This window comes from Seohaeicola zhoushanensis (genome assembly GCF_014656415.1).
Classification (GTDB): Bacteria; Pseudomonadota; Alphaproteobacteria; order Rhodobacterales; family Rhodobacteraceae; genus Seohaeicola_A; species Seohaeicola_A zhoushanensis.
The window spans coordinates 42,439-59,250 of the sequence record NZ_BNCJ01000019.1 but is presented as its reverse complement, the minus strand read 5'-3'; the positions used below and the strand labels follow the sequence as shown (position 1 = coordinate 59,250).

Sequence of the window (16,812 nt, the reverse complement as noted above, 5' to 3'; positions counted from 1 at the left end):
TCAGACCCCTTCCATGTCTAGCGCGACCATCACGTCGCCGCCCGTCGCCGCGACAACCAGAGTTCCGCCGATCAGGGCGGTCGACGAGATGCCGTGCCGGGTGCCGTCGGCACGGCTGTGGAAGCTGCGCCGCGCGTCGAAGCTTGAGTCCAGTTCAAGCACCAGCCCGTAGGAGCGGGACGGCGCCCAGGGCTTCAGCATCGCCAGCTTCTTGAGCGTGCCGCCCTGAAGCGGTTCGTAATAGCTTTCCATCGGGCGCAGGCTGGGAGAGATCCAGTATTCCGGCTCGATCTCGGCCATCATCCGGTCGCGGTAGGCCGTCTCTCGCATGACGAGTTCGGTCAGGCGCCGGCGCGGGGCGAAGAGCGATACGAAGACGCCGCCATCCGGGGCTGCGGAGAGGCCGCCGGGATAGGCGGGCAGCTCCGTGCTGACCGGATCGGGTTCCGCACCGGGGCGCAGGACGACCAACCGGGCGCGCCAGGCCTCGGATACCAGGACGCCCTCGGGCAGGGGCAGCAGACCACGGGGCCAGGCGAGGTTCCGCGCCAGGCATTCGGCCGCGCCGGTCTTGAGGTCGACCTGCCAGACCGACCCGGAGGCGGTGCGCGTCAGCAGGTCGTGGCGCCACTCCCCGGCGTCGTGACGGTCTGATCCGTTGCCGATCAGCAGCGTGTCGCCGTCACGGAACGCGAGCGCGACCGGACAGGAGATGGGCAGGTCCGCCGATGCCGCCAGACGTTGGCCGTCATGCGGGCCGCCCGATATCAGCACTTCTCCGGTCGCAAGTGCGGTGGCCAGTGCGCCCTGGTGCGCGGCCAGCGCCGTGACCGGGGCAGGGTGGGTCCGCAGATGCACAGGCGCCTCGCCAGGCCGGACGCGCAGGACCTCGGCCCCCGACGAAAAGACCGCCGTGTCCCCGTCGGTCGCGACATTGTCGGGCGAGGGCCAGTCGAACAGCGTCCGGGCCTCGTCCAGGGCTGTGTTGGGACGCAGCGCCCCGTCCATCGGGGGCACGGTGATGGCGTGGTCGCCAGCCCCGCGGAACCCGTCGTACCAGGTCTTCAGACGGTCCAGCATCATGTCGCCCTCCAGTAGGAGGAAACGCCCGTCCAGTCTGGATCGGCGCCGGGGATCTTCCATTTGCCGATCCGGTTGTTCAGCGACCCGCCGAGGTAGAGGTATCCCTTGTGTTCGCGCATCGAGGTGATCATCGGATGGTTTACGCCCTTGGAGTCCCACAGGCATTCCAGCACCTTGCCGGTCTCGTCGAACTTGATGACGCAGCCCGCATTCATGTTGGGATAAAGCCACTCGTCATGCGGGATCCGGTCGACCATCTTCTTGCGGAAGGAGGGCATCCGCATCGCCAGATCGAAGGCCGGCGCGCGCATGCCGACAAATGCGCACCAGTAATGGCCATCGGACGAACGGTTGATGTTGTCGGGATAGCCGGGCAGGTCCGGCATCACCAGCTCGACCTCACCCTTGCGGGGGCCTGCCAGCCAGTAGCGCGAGATCCGGCAGGGCCAGGTTTCGGCATAAAGGATCGACTGGCCGTCGTGCGAGACGCAGATCCCGTTCGGGAACATGAGCTTGGGCAGGATGGTGCGGGTCGTGTCGGCGGCGGGGTCGTAACAGATGATCCGCCCGTTGCCCCGGCTTTCCAGCGCGTCGATCATCCACTCGTCGGTGTTGAAGCGGATCGTCGCCTCGGAGAAGTAGATCTTGCCGTCCGGCGCGATGTCCAGGTCGTCCGCGAACCGCATCCGGCTGTCGTCGATGACCGACAGCAGGCTCCGGTTGGTTTCATCCGTCAGCTTACGGACCTCCTTGTCCGGCGTGATCTGGTAGAGGCCCATGCCCGAGACGCAGACGTTCAGGTTGCCCTGCGCGTCGAAAGCCATCCCGAGGGGATGCCCGCCGATATGGCCGTAGACCTCCCACCTCTTGTGGTCGGGGCTGAAAAACCGGATGACATCGCCGTGCCGCGACCCGCAGTAGAGGTTGTCGTCCTCGTCGAGGATCACGTCCTCCGGGCCCTCGATCTCCTCCAGCCCGATCAGGTCCACGTCCGCCAGGCGGTTGTTGTCTGCATAGGGCGAGGAGGACCCGATCCGGCCGATGTCGGGCAGCCGGAAATAGCCTGGCGAGACATAAACCTTGGCCAGCACCTTGAGCCGGTTCTTCAGCCATTTCACGTCGATCGCGACGGCGACGAGCAGCAGGATGCCCAGCACAAGCGTGTTGGCTCCGGTGCGCAGGCCAAGCCGGACGAGCGAACTTTGGATGATGATCACGATGAGGGAGCCAAGCAGCGCCTTGGCGATGGACCCGCGTCCGCCGCCGAGGCTGACCCCGCCCAGAACTGCGGCCGTCAGCGCCGACACTTCCAGCCCCAGCCCGGTGTCGCTTCCCGCCGCGCCAAGCCGCGAGGCGTAGAGCACGCCGGCGGCGGCGGCGAGGGTCCCGGACATGACATAGGTGTAGAACACCGTCTTGCGGACCGAGATCCCGGCGTTGAACGCCGACCGCCGCGACCCGCCGACGGCCTGAATGCGCCAGCCGATGCCCAGTCGGGTCAGCATGACATGGGCGAAAATCCCGACGATCGCGGCCAGGAGGAAGCTGAACGGAATGCCCAGCACGTCGCCGTCACCGATGAAGTCCCAGGCGTCGGAGAACCGCATCGCCATCGACACCTCCACCTGGTAGTTCAGCACCAGCGTGTCGAAGGTCGCGCGCACCATGATCAGGGTGACCAGCGTGGTCAGGAAGGCCCGCAGCCTGAGAAAACCGATCAGCGCCCCGTTCAACGCCCCGATCAGCGCGCCCAGAAGCAGCGTCAGAACGACGACGACGGCGAGCGGAAGCTCGAAATAGTTGAACATCCCGAGCGAGCAGAAGGTCGCAAGCGCGAAGGTCGCGCCGACGCTCAGGTCGATGCCGCCGGCCATCATGACGATGGTCATGCCGAACACCACAAGCAGCAGTTCCCCGATCTGGCGGCCGTTGTCGATCAGGCTGTAGGGCGCGAACAGGTCCTGGATGAAGACGCTGAAGAAGGCGACCGAGGCGATGAGGATCAGGAACGGGATCGCGTTGTCGATCCAGTTCTTCGACAGGACCTCGCCGACGATGTGGTCCGGAAACAGGCGGTAGCGCCAGCGCGAATAGAATTCGGATGGTTGCGACATGAAGACGTGCCTTGCTGGGAGATTGACCGGGGGTGCGCCCCCCGTACGAAGGGGACCGCGCCGCTGCGACGCGATCCCGGAGGGCGGATCAGAACCCGTTGCGCTTCACGCTTTCCAGGTCCCAGCACATGCTGTCCTGGTAGTTGTTCTTGGTGATGGCGACACTGGGCGTGTAAACCCCGATCGGATTCTTGCCGAGCTCCTTGGGCGGGTTCTGCAACAGCGACGTCACGACGGAAGCCAGCGCATAGCCCACGTCTTCGGCCTCGTAGCTCACCACGGCGTCGAAGTTGCCGTTGGCGATGTTGTCGCAGGACGATTTCTTCTCTCCCCCGCCCGAGCTGACGATGTGCACCTTGCCCTGAAGGTCCGCCTCCTTCACGGCCGCCGCGACCCCCATGTCCATGACTTCCCACATCCCGAGGAACCCGCAGAGGTCGGGATGCTGCTTCAGCACGGTCGAGGCGACCGCCTTGGCCTTGGTCGAGTCGTAGTCCGCCGGCTGGTCCGCGACGATCTCGAGCCCGGGGTATTCCGTCCAGAAATCGTCCATCGACTTGCGCACGATGTAGTTGGCCGGGGACGTCAGCACTCCCTGCACGATGGCGATCTTGCCATTGCCGCCGTTTTCGGGCGCGCACATCTTGTGGATCTGCTCGACCATCAGGCGGGCACTGTCGTACCAGTTTGCGCCCACATAGGCGTCGCCGGTGTTGGGCGACTTCATGTTGACCTGTACGACCGGCACGCCAGACTGCTCGGCCTTGTTGACCAGCTTGGCCCAGGCCTGCACTTCGGCCGGGTGGATCACCAGAAGGTCGACCTTTTCGCCGATCAGCTGGTTGATGGCCTGCGCGCCGTTCTGCACGTTCCAGCTGGATTCCCGCACGACGATCTCGTAGCCGAACCGCTTGGCGTCGCGCTCCATCGCCGCGAGCCAGACCTGGCCAAGGTCGATCCCCATGGACAGGGGGACGAAACCGACGCGTTTGCCCTTGAGCAGTTCGCGGGTGTCCTTGATCTGGCCGTCATCCCATTCCTCGGCGGCCAGGCTGGTGCAGCACAGGCCCATTACGACTGTCGCGACCAGCAGGTTCTTGATATTTTTCAGCATTCTTGGTTCTCCTCCCAGATGATGCGGACGGTATCGTCCGTCCTTTTCAGATGTCGCCCTGCTGCGATGTCTGCTCATCGCGCGGGTTGAAAAAACTGTCGGCGATGATCGCGACCAGCAGGATCGCGCCCTTGACGATGTTCTGCGCCGTGTAGGGCATGTTCATCATCGTCATGCCGTTCAGCAGCACGCCGATCATGACGGTGCCGATCAGCACGTTGCGCACGCTGCCCCGCCCGCCGCTGAGCGAGATGCCCCCGATCACGGCGATCAGGATGACGTCGTAGACGAGGGTGGAGTTGACGACCCGCGTGTTCATCGACTCGACCGCCATGGCGGTGACGAGCCCCGCGATGAAGGCGATAGTCGCGGTCAGCAGGTATTGCGCAACCATCATCGGGCGGACCGGGATGCCGGCGACCCGGGCGGCGCGGGTGTTGTCGCCCATGGCGAACAGGTAGCGGCCGAAGACGGTGCGGTGCAGGATCCAGTAGAGAACCCCCGCCACGATGGCGAGGCTAATGACGGAATTCGGCACTCCGAGGGTCCGGCCGGAGCCGATGGACATCAGCCGACCCACGGCATCGGACACGAAGACCACATCGGTATCGACCAGGAAATACTGCCCGAACCCCGCGACCGCCGTGCCCGAGGCGAGGGTGGCGAAGATGGCCGGGATCTCGATATAGGCGATGAGGATGCCGTTGATCAGGCCGACAGCCAGGGCAAAGCCGAAGCCCATGAGAAGCGCCAGATAGAGGTTCACGTCCTGATTGAAGGCCGACAGCGTCCAGGCCACCGAATAGGCCATCACCGACACCACCGACAGGTCGATGCCGCGCCCGATGATCGACATGGCCATCCCCGCGCCGAGGATGCCGAGGACCGATACGTTCTGAATCACCGACAGGATGTTGCCCGCCGTGAGGAAGCCGTCGATCGACAGGGCGAACACCGCGAAGAGGACAACCGCCATTCCAAGCACGATCTGTTCCTGCGACAGGGCCGACAGCCGTCCGAGTCTCATTCCGACCTCCTCCTCGAATTGACGCGAGGTTAGGCACGATAATTTAAAAGGTCCACCAATAAATTTGATCGTCGCACCGATTTCGAAGGCGGAGCGGGCCTCCTGCGGGCGAAATGGAAAAAGGCGCCCTTGCGGCGGGCGCCTCTCACGTCGGTCTCTGAACGGATCGTCAGCCGCGGGCGGCGGTCCGGGTTCCGGCTGTGCCGCCCGACATCTCGAACCCGGGATAGCCTTTGGCCGCGACCTCGTTGCACGTCTTGCGATAGGCATCGACCCCGATGAAGGGCATGAACACCCTCGGCTTGCCGGGAATGTTCGCGCCCATGTACCACGAGGCGGCCTTGGGATAGAGCGTCGTGTGCGCCACCTCGGTCACGTGGCGCGCCCAGTCCTCCTCCTGCTGCGCCGTCGTCTCGACCCGGTCGGCGCCGGTCGCGCGCATGTGCGTGATCAGGTCGAACAGGAAGTCGACGTGCTGCTCGATCGAGACGATCATGTTGCTCAGCACGGAAGGGCTGCCCGGTCCGGTGATCATGAAAAGGTTGGGGAATTCCGAGGTTACGAGGCCGAGGTAGGCCTTGGGACCCTCGGCCCATTTTTCAGCCAGCGTCCTGCCCCTGGTGCCGGTCAGGTTCAGCCGGGTGAGCGATCCGGTAATGGCGTCGAAGCCGGTGGCGTAGATCACCACATCGAACTCGCGCTCCTGATCCGAGGTCAGGATGCCCTTGGCGGTCACCCGCTCCAGCGGGGTCTTGCGCAGGTTCACCAGCGTGACGTTGTCGCGGTTGTAGGTGGCGAAATAGTCGCTATCGACGCAGATCCGCTTGCAGAAGATGGGGTAGTCCCTCGGGCACAGCGCCTCGGCCGTCTCGGGGTCCGTGACGATCTCGCGGATCTTGTCGCGCACGAATTCGGCGGCGATGTCGTTGGCTTCCATACTGATGACCAAGTCCTCGAAGGCGTAGGCAAAATTTGCCCCGCCCTTGTCCCACCTGGCCTGAAGTTCCGCACGGACCTCGGCCGGATCGGTGCCCATCGCGGGCTTCTGCGGCAGGTCGTAGATCGTGCCCGACCGCATCGTCTCGCGCGCGGTCTTGCGCAGGTCGGGATAGTTCGCCTTCCACCAGGCGACCGTCTCCTCCTTCAGCGGCTGGTTGCGCGCGGGAACCGAGAAGTTCGGGGTTCGCTGGAACACGGTCAACTGCGCGGCTTGCTTGGCAATCTCCGGAATCGCCTGGATGGCCGAGGACCCGGTGCCGATCATCGCGACCCGCAGGCCGGTGAAGTCGACCCCTTCGTGGGGCCAGTCCGCGGTATGGATCGTGCGTCCCTGAAAGCTGTCGATGCCTTCGATCTGCGGCATGTTCGAGCTGGAGAGGCAGCCGACCGCCGTGATCACCTTGTCCGCGTGAATCGCTCCCGCGTCGGTCGTCAACGTCCACTGGTTGCGCGCCTCGTCGAAGCGGCCTGAAGTCACGCGGACGCCGAACACGATATCCCGTCGCAGGTCGAGCCGGTCGGCGACAAAATTCGCGTAGTGGCGGATTTCCGGTTGCGTGGCAAAACGTTCGGACCAGGTCCACTCCTGTTGGATGCCCTCGTCGAAGGAATAGGAGTACTGAAGGCTTTCGACGTCGCAACGGCACCCCGGATAGCGGTTCCAGTACCAGGTTCCGCCGACCTCCGGTCCGGCCTCGAAGACCTTGACTCGGAAGCCTGCGCTGCGCAGGCGGTGCAGCATGTACATCCCGGCAAAGCCAGCGCCGATCACCGCGACCTCAAGAGGGGCGTCGGCGGATGTCTGGGGGAATTCAGAAGTCATGGCGTGCCTCCTCCTCGGCAGGTCGACGTTTCGCGGCTGACCATAGTGTCGGCATTTCGAATGGTCAAATAATTTGACGAAGCCGGACATTGAATCTACGTTGCGCGGCAACTGATCGCCGGACCGGGGGAGGGGACATGGCACTTCATCCATTCATCACCGCCATGCTCGACATGCTGAAGGACGCGCCCGCGCTGTCGGCCGGAACGCCCGGCGATGCGCGGGCCTTCGTCGCCGCCGGGCGCGCGCGCCTGGGCAGCGGCCCCGAGATGCATCGCGCGGAAGAGCGCACGATCGAGGGCCGCGGCGGCCCGATCCGGGCGCGGCTGCTGATGCCGGTCGCGCGTCCGGAAGGCGTCATCGTCTTCCTGCACGGCGGTGGCTGGGTTGTCGGCGCGCTGGAAGATTACGAGACCTACACCCGCACCCTTGCGCAGCGCACGGGCCTCGCGGTGCTGGCGGTCGACTACCGGCTGGCGCCCGAGGCACCCTATCCGGCAGGGCTCGAGGACTGCGAGGATGCGCTTGCCGCTGTATTGGAGGGGCGCGTGGACGGGTGCCCTGCGGGTCCGGTGATCGTGATGGGCGACAGCGCGGGCGGCAATCTGGCTGCCGTGTGCTGTGCGCGGCTGAAGGATCCGTCGGCCGTGGCGCTTCAGGTTCTCTACTACCCGGTGACGGACCACGATTTCGACCGCCCGTCCTACCGCGCGCACGGCACCGGCCTGCCGCTGACGGCGCGGGACATGCAGTGGTTCTTCGGCCATTACGCCCCGACCTCGGCCTGGGCCGATCCCGACGTGTCGCCGCTGCGCCGCACCGACTTGGCGGGCCTGCCGCCCGCGATTATCGTGACGGCGGAATATGACGTCCTGCTGGACGAGGGCGAGGCCTATGCCGACCGTCTGGCCGCGCAGGGCGTGCCCGTCACACGGCGCCGCGTCGACGGGGTCACCCATGGTTTCATCCGGCTTCACCCCCTTTTCGACATCGCTGATGCGGAATTGTCGACCATTTCGGCGGAAATCCGCGATCGGGTCGTTCCGGGCTGACCGACTTCATCTTGCAAAAGAGGACATCATGACCATTTCCGATCGCCAGATCACGCCGGACTCCGTCCTGACGGACCGGCCCCACGGCCTTATCATCGACGGCAAGACCGTTCCCGCCGCATCGGGCAAAACCTTTGCCACCCTGAACCCCGCCACCGGCCGCGAGATCGCGCAGCTGGCCGAGGGGTCATCGGAGGACGTGGACCGCGCCGTCGCCGCCGCCCGCCGGGCCTTCGAGGGACCGTGGAGCAAGTGGACACCGACGCAGCGCCAGGCGCTGCTGATCCGCGTGGCCGGTCTGCTGGCCGACCGGTTCGACGAATTCGCGATGATCGAGACGCTGGACATGGGCGCGCCGCTGTCGCGCACGAAGATGCTGAAGGAACCGATCCGCCAGATGATCATGTTCTTTGCCGCGCAGGCGCTGAACGTGAAGGGCGAGACGCTTCAGAACTCGCTGCCGCTGAACATCCAGTCGATGACCATCAAGGCCCCGGTCGGGGTCGTCGCCGGGATCATTCCCTGGAACGGACCGCTCATCAGCCAGTGGTGGGTGCTGGGCGGCGTGCTGGCGACCGGATGCACCGCCGTGATGAAACCGGCTGAGGATGCGTCGCTTTCGGTCCTGCGCATGGTCGACCTGCTGCACGAGGCGGGGATGCCCGAGGGTGTGGTGAACGTCGTCACCGGCTACGGCGCCGTAACGGGAGAGGCGCTGGCGCGCCATCCCGGCGTCGACCGCATCGCCTTCACCGGATCGACCGTCACGGGCCGCCGGATCATCGAGGCCTCGACCGTCGGGATGAAGAAGCTCCAGCTCGAACTGGGCGGCAAGTCGCCTGACATCGTCTTTGCCGACGCCGACATGGACAAGGCTGTGCCCGGCGCGGCCATGGGGGTCTTCACCAACTCCGGTCAGGTCTGCTACGCGGGCACCCGGCTGTTCGTGCAGCGTTCGATCCAGGAGGAATTCGTCGAGCGGCTCAAGCAGTTCACCGCCTCGGTCAAGGTGGGCAACGGGCTCGATCCCGACGTGCAACTCGGGCCGCTGATCTCGCAGAAGCAGCTCGACCGGGTGATGGGCTATGTGGAAAGCGCTCCGGGAGAGGGCGCGCGGCTGGCTGTCGGTGGTGAACGTCTGGGCGGCGATCTGGCAGAGGGATACTTCGTCAAGCCGACCGTCTTCGCGGATGTGACCAATTCCATGCGCATCGCGCAGGAGGAGATCTTCGGCCCGGTCATCTCTGTCATCCCGTTCGACGAGGCCGAGGACGCGCTGCGCATGGCCAACGACATCGACTACGGTCTGGGCGGTGCGGTCTGGACCCGCGACGTGTCGACCATGTACAGGATGATTAACGGCATCCGGACCGGCACGCTCTGGGTCAACTGCTACGGCGCGGTGGACCCTGCGGTCGGTTTCGGCGGCATCAAGAACAGCGGCTATGGCGTGAAGGGCGGGGCAGAGCACCTCGACCTCTATACCTATCGGAAGGCCGTCTACATCAACATCGGCTGACACGGGCGGAACGGACATGGCATTGCGCATCGGATGCGGCTCGGGCGGGGCTCCGGACCGGGTCGCCCCGGCCGAGGATCTGGCCCGCGACGGGGCGCTCGACTACCTGTGTTTCGAGTCGCTGGCGGAACGGACTCTGGCGCAGGGCCACGTGGCGCGGCGCGCCGGGAGCGCGGGCTACAGCGGCAAGCTGGATGCGCGGCTCCGGGCCGTCCTGCCGCATTGCGTGCGCAACGGCACCCGGGTGCTGACCAACATGGGCGCCGCCGATCCGCTTGGCGCGGGGGAGGCCACGGCGCGGCTGGCGGCCGAGCTTGGCCTCTCGCTGAAGATCGCCGTGATCGAGGGCGACGACGTGCTGGGGCTCATCACGCCCGACACGCGGCTGGAGGAGACCGGCGGCACTGTCGAGAGCTTCGGGCGTACGCCCGTGGCCGCCAATGCCTACATCGGCCACGAGGCCATGGTAGAGGCGCTGGCGGGCGGCGCCGACGTGGTGATCGCCGGGCGCGTCTCGGACTCCTCGCTATTCCTCGCCCCGATCGCGCATGAGCTGAAGATTGCGCCGGACGACTGGGACATGCTGGCGCGGGGCGCGCTGGTCGGGCATCTGCTGGAATGTTCGACGCAGATCACCGGCGGCTATTTCGCCGATCCCGGCTACAAGGACGTGCCCGGCCTCGACAACCTCGGCTATCCGCTGGCCGAGGTCGATCCGGACGGCAGCGCTGTCATCACCAAGCTGGCGGGCACCGGCGGCTGCGTCACCCCGCTGACCGTGAAGGAACAGCTGCTCTACGAGGTCCACGATCCCGCCGCCTACCTGACCCCGGACGTGAGCGCGAACTTCACCACCGTCCGCATCGCCGAAGAAGGCCCCGACCGCATCCGCGTAAGCGCGGCCACCGGCGCCGCGCGCCCCGACCGGCTCAAGGCGCTGGTCGCCTTCGACGGCGGCTATCTGGCCGAGGGCGAGATCGGCTATGCCGGACCCGGCGCGCTTGACCGTGCCCGCCTGGCGGCCGAGGTGGTGCGGAAGCGCATGACCCTTCGCAACGGCTTCAACGGAGAACTCCGGTTCGACCTGATCGGCGCCACCTCCCTGCACGCGACGGCCGGTCGGGCGTCGGAGAGCGAGGACATCCGCCTGCGCGGCGCCCTGCGCAGCATGGACCGGAGGTGGGCCGACATGCTGCTGGAAGAGATCGAGAGCCTGTGGATGGGTGGCCCCGCCGGCGGCGGCGGCTTCCGCGGGCGTGTGACACCGTCGGTCATCACCCAGCCCACCTTCGTCAACCGCGCCGATGTCCGGTGCTCTGTCAGATGGATCGACGCATGACCCGCCGCGTGATGCTCAGGGAAGTCGCCTCGGCCCGCGCCGGGGACAAGGGCGACGTGTCCAACGTCGGTGTCTGGGTCTATGATCCGGCGCATTACGAGGCGGTGCGGCGCTCGCTCACGGCCGAACGGGTCAAGGCAGCCTATCCGGAGTTGTTCCGGGGCACCGTGACGCGCTACGACCTGCCCGGTCTGCATGGGCTGAATTTCGTGATCCAGCACGGTCTGGAAGGCGGTGTCAATGCATCGCTGAACGTGGATTCGCACGGCAAATCGTTCAGCTTCCTGATCCTGGCCCTCGAGGTCGAGATCGACTGAGGGCCGATCCTAGCCGTGCGCGGCGGTCTTCATCTCGCTGACCGCGATCGCCTGATAGCCAGAGACGTGCCGCTCCATCCTGCGGAAGGCCGAGGCGGCGTCCTGCGACCGGATGGCCTCGAGGATCTTGGTATGGGCCGCGATCGCCGTCCGCCGCAGTTCCGGCGTCGTCACGTGCTGGTAGTCCATCGCGTCGCGGATCGGCTTGGAAATCGCCTCCATCAGCGCGATGAGCGGCTCGTTTCCGCTGCTGCGCGCGATGGCCAGATGCCAGTCCAGGTTGACGGCCTTGTAATGCACCACGTTGTCGGCCGAGTTCGAGAACTTGACGTGCAGCTCCTCGATCTCCGCCAGCTGTTCCTCCGTCCGGTTCTTCGCGCAGAGCGCGGCGAGCGTCGGTTCCACGGCGACCCGGCACTCCAGCAGCGACTCCAGCCGGATGCCGTGGGTCCTCACGAAGAGCTCGACCGACCGCGCGACGGCATCGCGACCCGGCAGCGTCACCATGGACCCTCCGGACCGGCCGACCTTGGTGGCGATCAGCCCCTCGGATTCCAGAACCCTGAGCGCGTCGCGGACCGATGTCCGGCTAAGCCCTGAATCCGCGACAAGCTGGCGTTCGGCGGGCAGGAAACTGCCCGGCGTGACCTTGCCGCTGATGATCATGTCACGAAGCTGATTGGCCAGGATGTCGGCCGCCTTGGGCACCTGCACAGGTGCAATCTTCATGTTCGCACTATTCTTCATACCTTTGAAGATACCCTGCATTCGAAGCGGCGACCATAGGTCCTTTTATCGCCCCATGTATGTTTCCTGAATCATCCGGTCGGTGCGGAATTCACCGGCTGTACCGGATTTCATTATTCGTCCGTGATCAAGCATATGCGCCAGTTCGGCCATGGCCAATACTTCGGTGACGCGCTGTTCCACGATGACCACGGTCAGCGCCTCGGACGCCGCGAGATCGGAAATGGTCGACAACAACCGCTCCGTCATCAGCGGCGACAGTCCCACGGACGGCTCGTCCAGCATCAGCAGGCGCGGTCGGCTCATCATCGCGCGGGCCACGGCGCACATCTGCCGTTCGCCGCCCGAAAGGTGGCCCGCCATCTGCGACTGTCGCTCCGCGAGCACCGGGAAGATCTCGCATATCTCCGCGATCCGCTGGCGCATCCCCGCGTCACGGCCCAGGCTGTAGGCGCCCAGTTCCAGGTTCTCGCGCACCGTCATGAACGGGAACAGCCGCCCGCCTTCCGGTACCAGCGCCAGACCCGCCGCTGTCCGGGAGGCCGCCGGGGTGCGGCTGATGTCCGTCCCGTCCAGCATTAGCTGGCCCGACGTGGCGGGGATCAGGCCCGCGATGGTCGACAGAAGCGTCGTCTTGCCCGCGCCGTTCGCGCCGATCACGGCCGTCACCTTGCCCTGAGGCACCTCGAAAGAGACGTCGTGCAGCACCGGAATGTTGCCGTACCCGGTCGAAAGGCCGCGCACCTCAAGCATCGGCACGGTCTGTTGTGTCGTGCTCATGCCGTGCTTGCCCCCAGATAGGCCTCGATGACCGCGCGGTTCGACAGCACCTCCTCGGCGTTGCCCTCGGCCAGCATCGCGCCGCGATCCAGAACGACGACCCGCCTGGAAAAGGCGCGGACGACCTTGAGGTTGTGTTCGATCACGAGGAAGGTCTTGCCCGCCTCGTTCAGCCGGTGGACCAGGTCCAGGATCTCGGTGATCTCTGTCTCGTTGAGCCCGGCCATCACCTCGTCCAGCAGGATGATGTCGGGCTCCATCGCGATGGCACGGGCAACCTCAAGCCGCCGCCGCTCGCCAAGTGTCAGCTCGGACGACTTGCGGTCCGCCTTTGCCTCCAACCCGACCGAGTCGAGCGCGGCCATCGCCCGGACCGCCGCCGCATGGTTGCCGCGCAGCTTGAGGAAGCCGCCGATCATCGCATTCTCCAGCACCGAAAGCGACGTCATGGTCTGCGAGATCTGGAACGTCCGCCCGAAGCCGAGCCTCGCACGGTGATGCGGCCTGAGGCGGGTGATGTCCTGACCCTTGAACCGGATCTGCCCCTCGGTCGGGCGCAACTGGCCGGTCAGCAGGTTGAAGAAGGTCGTCTTGCCGGCACCGTTCGGGCCGATGATGCTGACGATCTCTCCGGCGCCGACCTTCAGGCTGACGCCGTCGACCGCCTTGAGCCCGCCGAAGCGTTTGGACACGCCGGTGACATCGAGAAGCGGTTCACCACTCATGCCCGTGCCGCCTTCATCCGGTCGGCCAGCCCGATCAGCGACCCGATGATCCCCCGTCGCAGGTAAAGCGCGGTCAGCACCAGCAGCACGCCCAGCACCAGAAGGTTGCCGCCGGGCACCGACGCGCCCAGTTCGGCGCGCAGCAGGTTCTCAAGCGGGATCAGCAGCAGCGTGCCCAGAAGCGGCCCGTAGATGGTGCCGATGCCGCCGATCAGCGTGATCATGGCGACCTTCACCCCCACGTCGAAAAGCGAGAACAGCGCATAGGGATCCACCACCCGCACGTACATCATGTAAAGCGATCCGCCCGCCGCCATCAGCGCCGCGCTCAGCCCCATGCCGATCAGCTTGGTGCGCAGGACGGCGATGCCGGCGGCCTCGGCGGTGTCCTCGTTGTCGCGGATCGCCTGAAGCGAATAGCCCAGTCGCGAATGCCGCAGCCAGCACACGATCAGCAGCGTCACCGCTACATAGCCCAGCATGAGCAGGGCGTTGTTCATCCGTTCGGCGAAAATCATGTTCTCCAGCCCGCGCTTGAACGGCACCGAAAAGCCCTGCGCGCCGCCGGTCCAGGTGCTGAAGTAGACGGCAAGCGCCATCGCCACCTCGGTCAGCGCCAGCGTCGCGATCGAGAAGAACGGACCCCGAAGCCGGAACACCGGCCATGAGATCAGCATGGCGACCGCCGCCGCCAGCGCCATCGCGGGCAGCAGGGAGATCCAGGGCGACAGCTCGTATTTCAGGAACAGGTTCCCGGTCATGTAGGCTCCGATGGCGAAGAACACGGAATGGCCAAGCGAGAACTGGCCGCCGAAGCCGCCGATGATGTTCCAGCTAGTCGCCAGCCCGGCGAACAGGAATGTCCCCGCCAGCGTGTTCAGGGTGAAGCTGTCGTCGCTGTAGAACAGCAGGACAAGGCCAAGCGCGGCCAGCACGGCGCCCAGCACGGGCAGTTCGCCAGCGAAGCTGCCAATCCGGGGGGTGCGGGAGAGTTCAGTTTTGGTCACGGAGTCCGACCTCCTCTGCACCGGCCACGCCGAACAGCCCGGAGGGGCGCACGACCAGCACGGCGATGAACACGATGAAAATGACGGCATGTTTCAGCGCCGGGTCCAGGTAGAAGCCCGCCAGCGCCTCGGTCAGTCCGACGACGAAGCCGCCCACGAAGGCGCCCAGTACGGAGCCGAGGCCGCCCAGCACGACGACCGCGAAGGCCGGCAGGATGAAGTTCATGCCGATCTGCGGGGTCATGGTGTAGAGCGGCGACAGCAAGCAGCCGGCCAGACCGGCTAGCGCCGCGCCTATGCCGAAGGTCAGTGTATAGACCGTCTCGACCCGGATCCCCATGAGCCGCGCGGCGGTGCGGTCCTGCGCGACGGCCCGGATCGCCTTGCCGTTGCGCGTATGTCGGAGGTAGAGCGCCACGGCGGCCGTCACCAGCGTGGCCACCGCAAGGACGATCACCCGCGACAGGCCGATCTGGATCGGGCCGAGGCTGACCGACATGCCGATGAACGCGGACTGAACCGAATAGGCGACACCCCCCGTCAGGGCGAGGATGGCGTTCTGCGACACCATCAGGATGCCGAAGGTGGCGAAGACCTGCATCATCGGGTCGTTCTGCAGCGGGCGCAGGATGACGATGTAGATCACGGCCCCCAGCACGAACAGCACGGGCACGACGATCAGCGGCGCGAGATAGGGGTCCATGCCCGTCGCGATCTGGGCCGCGTAGGCGCCGTAGAGCCCGAAGGTGACGAATTCGCCCTGCGCGAAGTTGACCACCCGGATCACCCCGAAGATCAGGTTCAGCCCGACGGCCACGATCGCGTAGATGCCCCCGAGGAGCACCCCCACGGTCAGAATGTTCAGAACGTCCAGCATGGCACTCTCCTGTTGGAACCATTGCCTGCTGCCGGCGCGATGCGCCCCGGCAGCAGGTCTGGCGTCACTGGCGAGGGAGGTTCACCAGGGCGACACCGTCCGCCACGGCGGAGGTCGGGAAGACGGCCTTCATCTGGCCGCCCTGCCATTGCGCGATCACTGGCAGCGCACGCACGTTCTGCATCGTGTCGTCGAACATGACGCCATAGCCGGTCAGGCTGCTGCCCTCGGGCCGGTCGATCGCCTTGGCCGCCGTCATCACCGCCTCGAACTCGGTCGAGCCGGCAGCCTCGATGGCCTCGAACAGCAGCATCGCGCCGAAGTAGGCGTTCATGCCCTGCGGGGCGATCGGGTCGCGGTTGTATTCGCTGCGGTACAGGTCGAGGAACGCGTCGGACCCGGGACCGTAGGTCTCGGAGATGTCGGCGCGCGGATAGGACACGACCAGCACGCCCTCCAGATAGTCCTGGCCGAGCGCTTCGAGCGTCTCGGAGGTGTCGCCGGTGCCGACGGTCATCATCACCGGAGGGGTGAAGCCCTGTTCCTGCGCGGTGCGCAGCAGCAGGTTGGTGTCGATCACGTAACCGGTGTTGATCCACACATCGGGCGCATCGGCCTTGGCCCGCAGGATCGAGTCGGTCAGGTCGATGGCCTTGAAGCTGTGCGCGCCGATCTGGACGCTGACGCCCGCCTCTTCCAGCAGCTCCTTCTGCGCCTCGGCGATCGAGGTGCCGTAGGCGCTGTCCTCATGCTCAAGCCAGACCTTCATCTCGCCGGGGGCCTTGCCGACCACCTTGGAGAGAAGCTCCGTCACGCCCTGGACCGAGCGCTCGGCGAAGGTCACGGCACTGGGGCCGGACCGGGCATAGTTCGGCAGGGCACGTTCGGTCAGCGACATGGCCAGGGCGTTGGTCTCCCAGTAGAGCTTGCCGTAGTTCAGCGCGGTCTCGCTGGCCGAGTTGGAGATCGAGCTGATGTAGGTGCCGATCAGCGCATCGACCTTGTCTCGGCCGACCAGCTGTTCGACCACGCTCAGCCCTTCCTGGGCGGTGGTGGCGCTGCCGCGCACGATCTCGACCTGGCGGCCGAGGACGCCGCCCTGGGCATTCACCTGCTTGGCGGCCAGCTCATAACCCCGCGTCGTCTCGTCGCCATACTGAGCGAAGGGGCCGGAATAGGGGTTCACGGCTCCGATCTTCAGGGGCCCGTCCTGGGCGCCGGCCGGGGCGCCGATCATCAGCGATCCGGCCAGGGCGGCCATCAGCGCCGCGCGTCTTGTCATGGTCATA

General features: G+C 66.0%; 15 protein-coding genes. 4 read left to right on the top strand and 11 right to left on the bottom strand.

Annotation, left to right across the window (positions count from 1 at the left end):
* From IE266_RS21600 to IE266_RS21580, 5 genes are all read right to left on the bottom strand, one after another.
* Nucleotides 1-1,083 carry a hypothetical protein gene (locus IE266_RS21600; protein ID WP_189682208.1) on the bottom strand — a complete coding sequence of 361 codons (1,083 nt, stop codon included), beginning with the start codon at nucleotides 1,081-1,083 and terminating at the stop codon, nucleotides 1-3.
* A complete protein-coding gene (locus tag IE266_RS21595; RefSeq protein ID WP_189682207.1) occupies nucleotides 1,080-3,197 on the bottom strand; it encodes an ABC transporter permease in 2,118 nt (705 codons plus the stop codon). Before IE266_RS21595 ends, IE266_RS21600 begins: the two co-directional genes overlap by 4 nt.
* Nucleotides 3,198-3,285: 88 nt before the next feature.
* On the bottom strand, nucleotides 3,286-4,311 hold the full coding sequence (locus tag IE266_RS21590; protein ID WP_189682206.1) for a sugar ABC transporter substrate-binding protein: 1,026 nt from the start codon (nucleotides 4,309-4,311) through the stop codon (nucleotides 3,286-3,288).
* A 46-nt stretch (nucleotides 4,312-4,357) separates the two neighbouring features.
* Nucleotides 4,358-5,338, bottom strand: coding sequence for an ABC transporter permease (locus IE266_RS21585; protein WP_189682205.1), 981 nt, complete (start codon nucleotides 5,336-5,338; stop codon nucleotides 4,358-4,360).
* 169 nt (nucleotides 5,339-5,507) lie between these two features.
* On the bottom strand, nucleotides 5,508-7,160 hold the full coding sequence (locus IE266_RS21580) for a flavin-containing monooxygenase (protein WP_189682204.1): 1,653 nt from the start codon (nucleotides 7,158-7,160) through the stop codon (nucleotides 5,508-5,510).
* A gap of 137 nt (nucleotides 7,161-7,297) precedes the next feature.
* Here IE266_RS21580 and IE266_RS21575 point away from each other — a divergent pair, with 137 nt between their 5' ends.
* Genes IE266_RS21575 through IE266_RS21560 form a run of 4 tightly spaced genes read left to right on the top strand, consistent with a single transcriptional unit; the run spans nucleotide 7,298 to nucleotide 11,387 of the window.
* On the top strand, nucleotides 7,298-8,212 hold the full coding sequence (locus IE266_RS21575) for an alpha/beta hydrolase (RefSeq protein ID WP_189682203.1): 915 nt from the start codon (nucleotides 7,298-7,300) through the stop codon (nucleotides 8,210-8,212).
* Nucleotides 8,213-8,240: 28 nt separating this feature from the next.
* Nucleotides 8,241-9,731, top strand: coding sequence for an aldehyde dehydrogenase family protein (locus IE266_RS21570; RefSeq protein WP_189682202.1), 1,491 nt, complete (start codon nucleotides 8,241-8,243; stop codon nucleotides 9,729-9,731).
* 16 nt (nucleotides 9,732-9,747) lie between these two features.
* Complete coding sequence (locus tag IE266_RS21565) at nucleotides 9,748-11,070, top strand: acyclic terpene utilization AtuA family protein (RefSeq protein WP_189682201.1); 1,323 nt, start codon at nucleotides 9,748-9,750, stop codon at nucleotides 11,068-11,070.
* A complete protein-coding gene (locus IE266_RS21560; RefSeq protein WP_189682200.1) occupies nucleotides 11,067-11,387 on the top strand; it encodes an AtuA-related protein in 321 nt (106 codons plus the stop codon). The genes IE266_RS21565 and IE266_RS21560 overlap by 4 nt, the downstream gene beginning before the upstream one ends.
* Nucleotides 11,388-11,396: 9 nt before the next feature.
* Here IE266_RS21560 and IE266_RS21555 read toward each other — a convergent pair whose 3' ends face one another.
* The 6 genes from IE266_RS21555 to IE266_RS21530 form a co-directional block, all read right to left on the bottom strand.
* Complete coding sequence (locus tag IE266_RS21555) at nucleotides 11,397-12,116, bottom strand: FadR/GntR family transcriptional regulator (protein WP_229864378.1); 720 nt, start codon at nucleotides 12,114-12,116, stop codon at nucleotides 11,397-11,399.
* Nucleotides 12,117-12,179: 63 nt separating this feature from the next.
* Nucleotides 12,180-12,914, bottom strand: coding sequence for an ABC transporter ATP-binding protein (locus IE266_RS21550; RefSeq protein WP_229864377.1), 735 nt, complete (start codon nucleotides 12,912-12,914; stop codon nucleotides 12,180-12,182).
* Nucleotides 12,911-13,639: an ABC transporter ATP-binding protein gene (locus IE266_RS21545; RefSeq protein WP_189682198.1), complete on the bottom strand. Its 729-nt coding sequence runs from the start codon at nucleotides 13,637-13,639 to the stop codon at nucleotides 12,911-12,913. The genes IE266_RS21550 and IE266_RS21545 overlap by 4 nt, the downstream gene beginning before the upstream one ends.
* Nucleotides 13,636-14,646, bottom strand: a complete 1,011-nt coding sequence (locus tag IE266_RS21540; protein WP_189682197.1) for a branched-chain amino acid ABC transporter permease — start codon at nucleotides 14,644-14,646, stop codon at nucleotides 13,636-13,638. The genes IE266_RS21545 and IE266_RS21540 overlap by 4 nt, the downstream gene beginning before the upstream one ends.
* On the bottom strand, nucleotides 14,633-15,523 hold the full coding sequence (locus IE266_RS21535; RefSeq protein ID WP_189682196.1) for a branched-chain amino acid ABC transporter permease: 891 nt from the start codon (nucleotides 15,521-15,523) through the stop codon (nucleotides 14,633-14,635). The genes IE266_RS21540 and IE266_RS21535 overlap by 14 nt, the downstream gene beginning before the upstream one ends.
* Nucleotides 15,524-15,587: 64 nt before the next feature.
* On the bottom strand, nucleotides 15,588-16,811 hold the full coding sequence (locus IE266_RS21530) for an ABC transporter substrate-binding protein (RefSeq protein WP_189682195.1): 1,224 nt from the start codon (nucleotides 16,809-16,811) through the stop codon (nucleotides 15,588-15,590).
* Nucleotide 16,812: the final 1 nt, after the last annotated feature.

Coding starts and splice junctions, on each gene's coding strand:
- IE266_RS21535 (WP_189682196.1), bottom strand. CDS start 15,523: ATGCTGGACGTTCTGAACATTCTGACCGTGGGGGTGCTCCTCGGGGGC.
- IE266_RS21565 (WP_189682201.1), top strand. CDS start 9,748: ATGGCATTGCGCATCGGATGCGGCTCGGGCGGGGCTCCGGACCGGGTC.
- IE266_RS21600 (WP_189682208.1), bottom strand. CDS start 1,083: ATGATGCTGGACCGTCTGAAGACCTGGTACGACGGGTTCCGCGGGGCT.
- IE266_RS21555 (WP_229864378.1), bottom strand. CDS start 12,116: ATGAAGATTGCACCTGTGCAGGTGCCCAAGGCGGCCGACATCCTGGCC.
- IE266_RS21545 (WP_189682198.1), bottom strand. CDS start 13,639: ATGAGTGGTGAACCGCTTCTCGATGTCACCGGCGTGTCCAAACGCTTC.
- IE266_RS21570 (WP_189682202.1), top strand. CDS start 8,241: ATGACCATTTCCGATCGCCAGATCACGCCGGACTCCGTCCTGACGGAC.
- IE266_RS21590 (WP_189682206.1), bottom strand. CDS start 4,311: ATGCTGAAAAATATCAAGAACCTGCTGGTCGCGACAGTCGTAATGGGC.
- IE266_RS21585 (WP_189682205.1), bottom strand. CDS start 5,338: ATGAGACTCGGACGGCTGTCGGCCCTGTCGCAGGAACAGATCGTGCTT.
- IE266_RS21530 (WP_189682195.1), bottom strand. CDS start 16,811: ATGACCATGACAAGACGCGCGGCGCTGATGGCCGCCCTGGCCGGATCG.
- IE266_RS21575 (WP_189682203.1), top strand. CDS start 7,298: ATGGCACTTCATCCATTCATCACCGCCATGCTCGACATGCTGAAGGAC.
- IE266_RS21550 (WP_229864377.1), bottom strand. CDS start 12,914: ATGAGCACGACACAACAGACCGTGCCGATGCTTGAGGTGCGCGGCCTT.
- IE266_RS21595 (WP_189682207.1), bottom strand. CDS start 3,197: ATGTCGCAACCATCCGAATTCTATTCGCGCTGGCGCTACCGCCTGTTT.
- IE266_RS21560 (WP_189682200.1), top strand. CDS start 11,067: ATGACCCGCCGCGTGATGCTCAGGGAAGTCGCCTCGGCCCGCGCCGGG.
- IE266_RS21580 (WP_189682204.1), bottom strand. CDS start 7,160: ATGACTTCTGAATTCCCCCAGACATCCGCCGACGCCCCTCTTGAGGTC.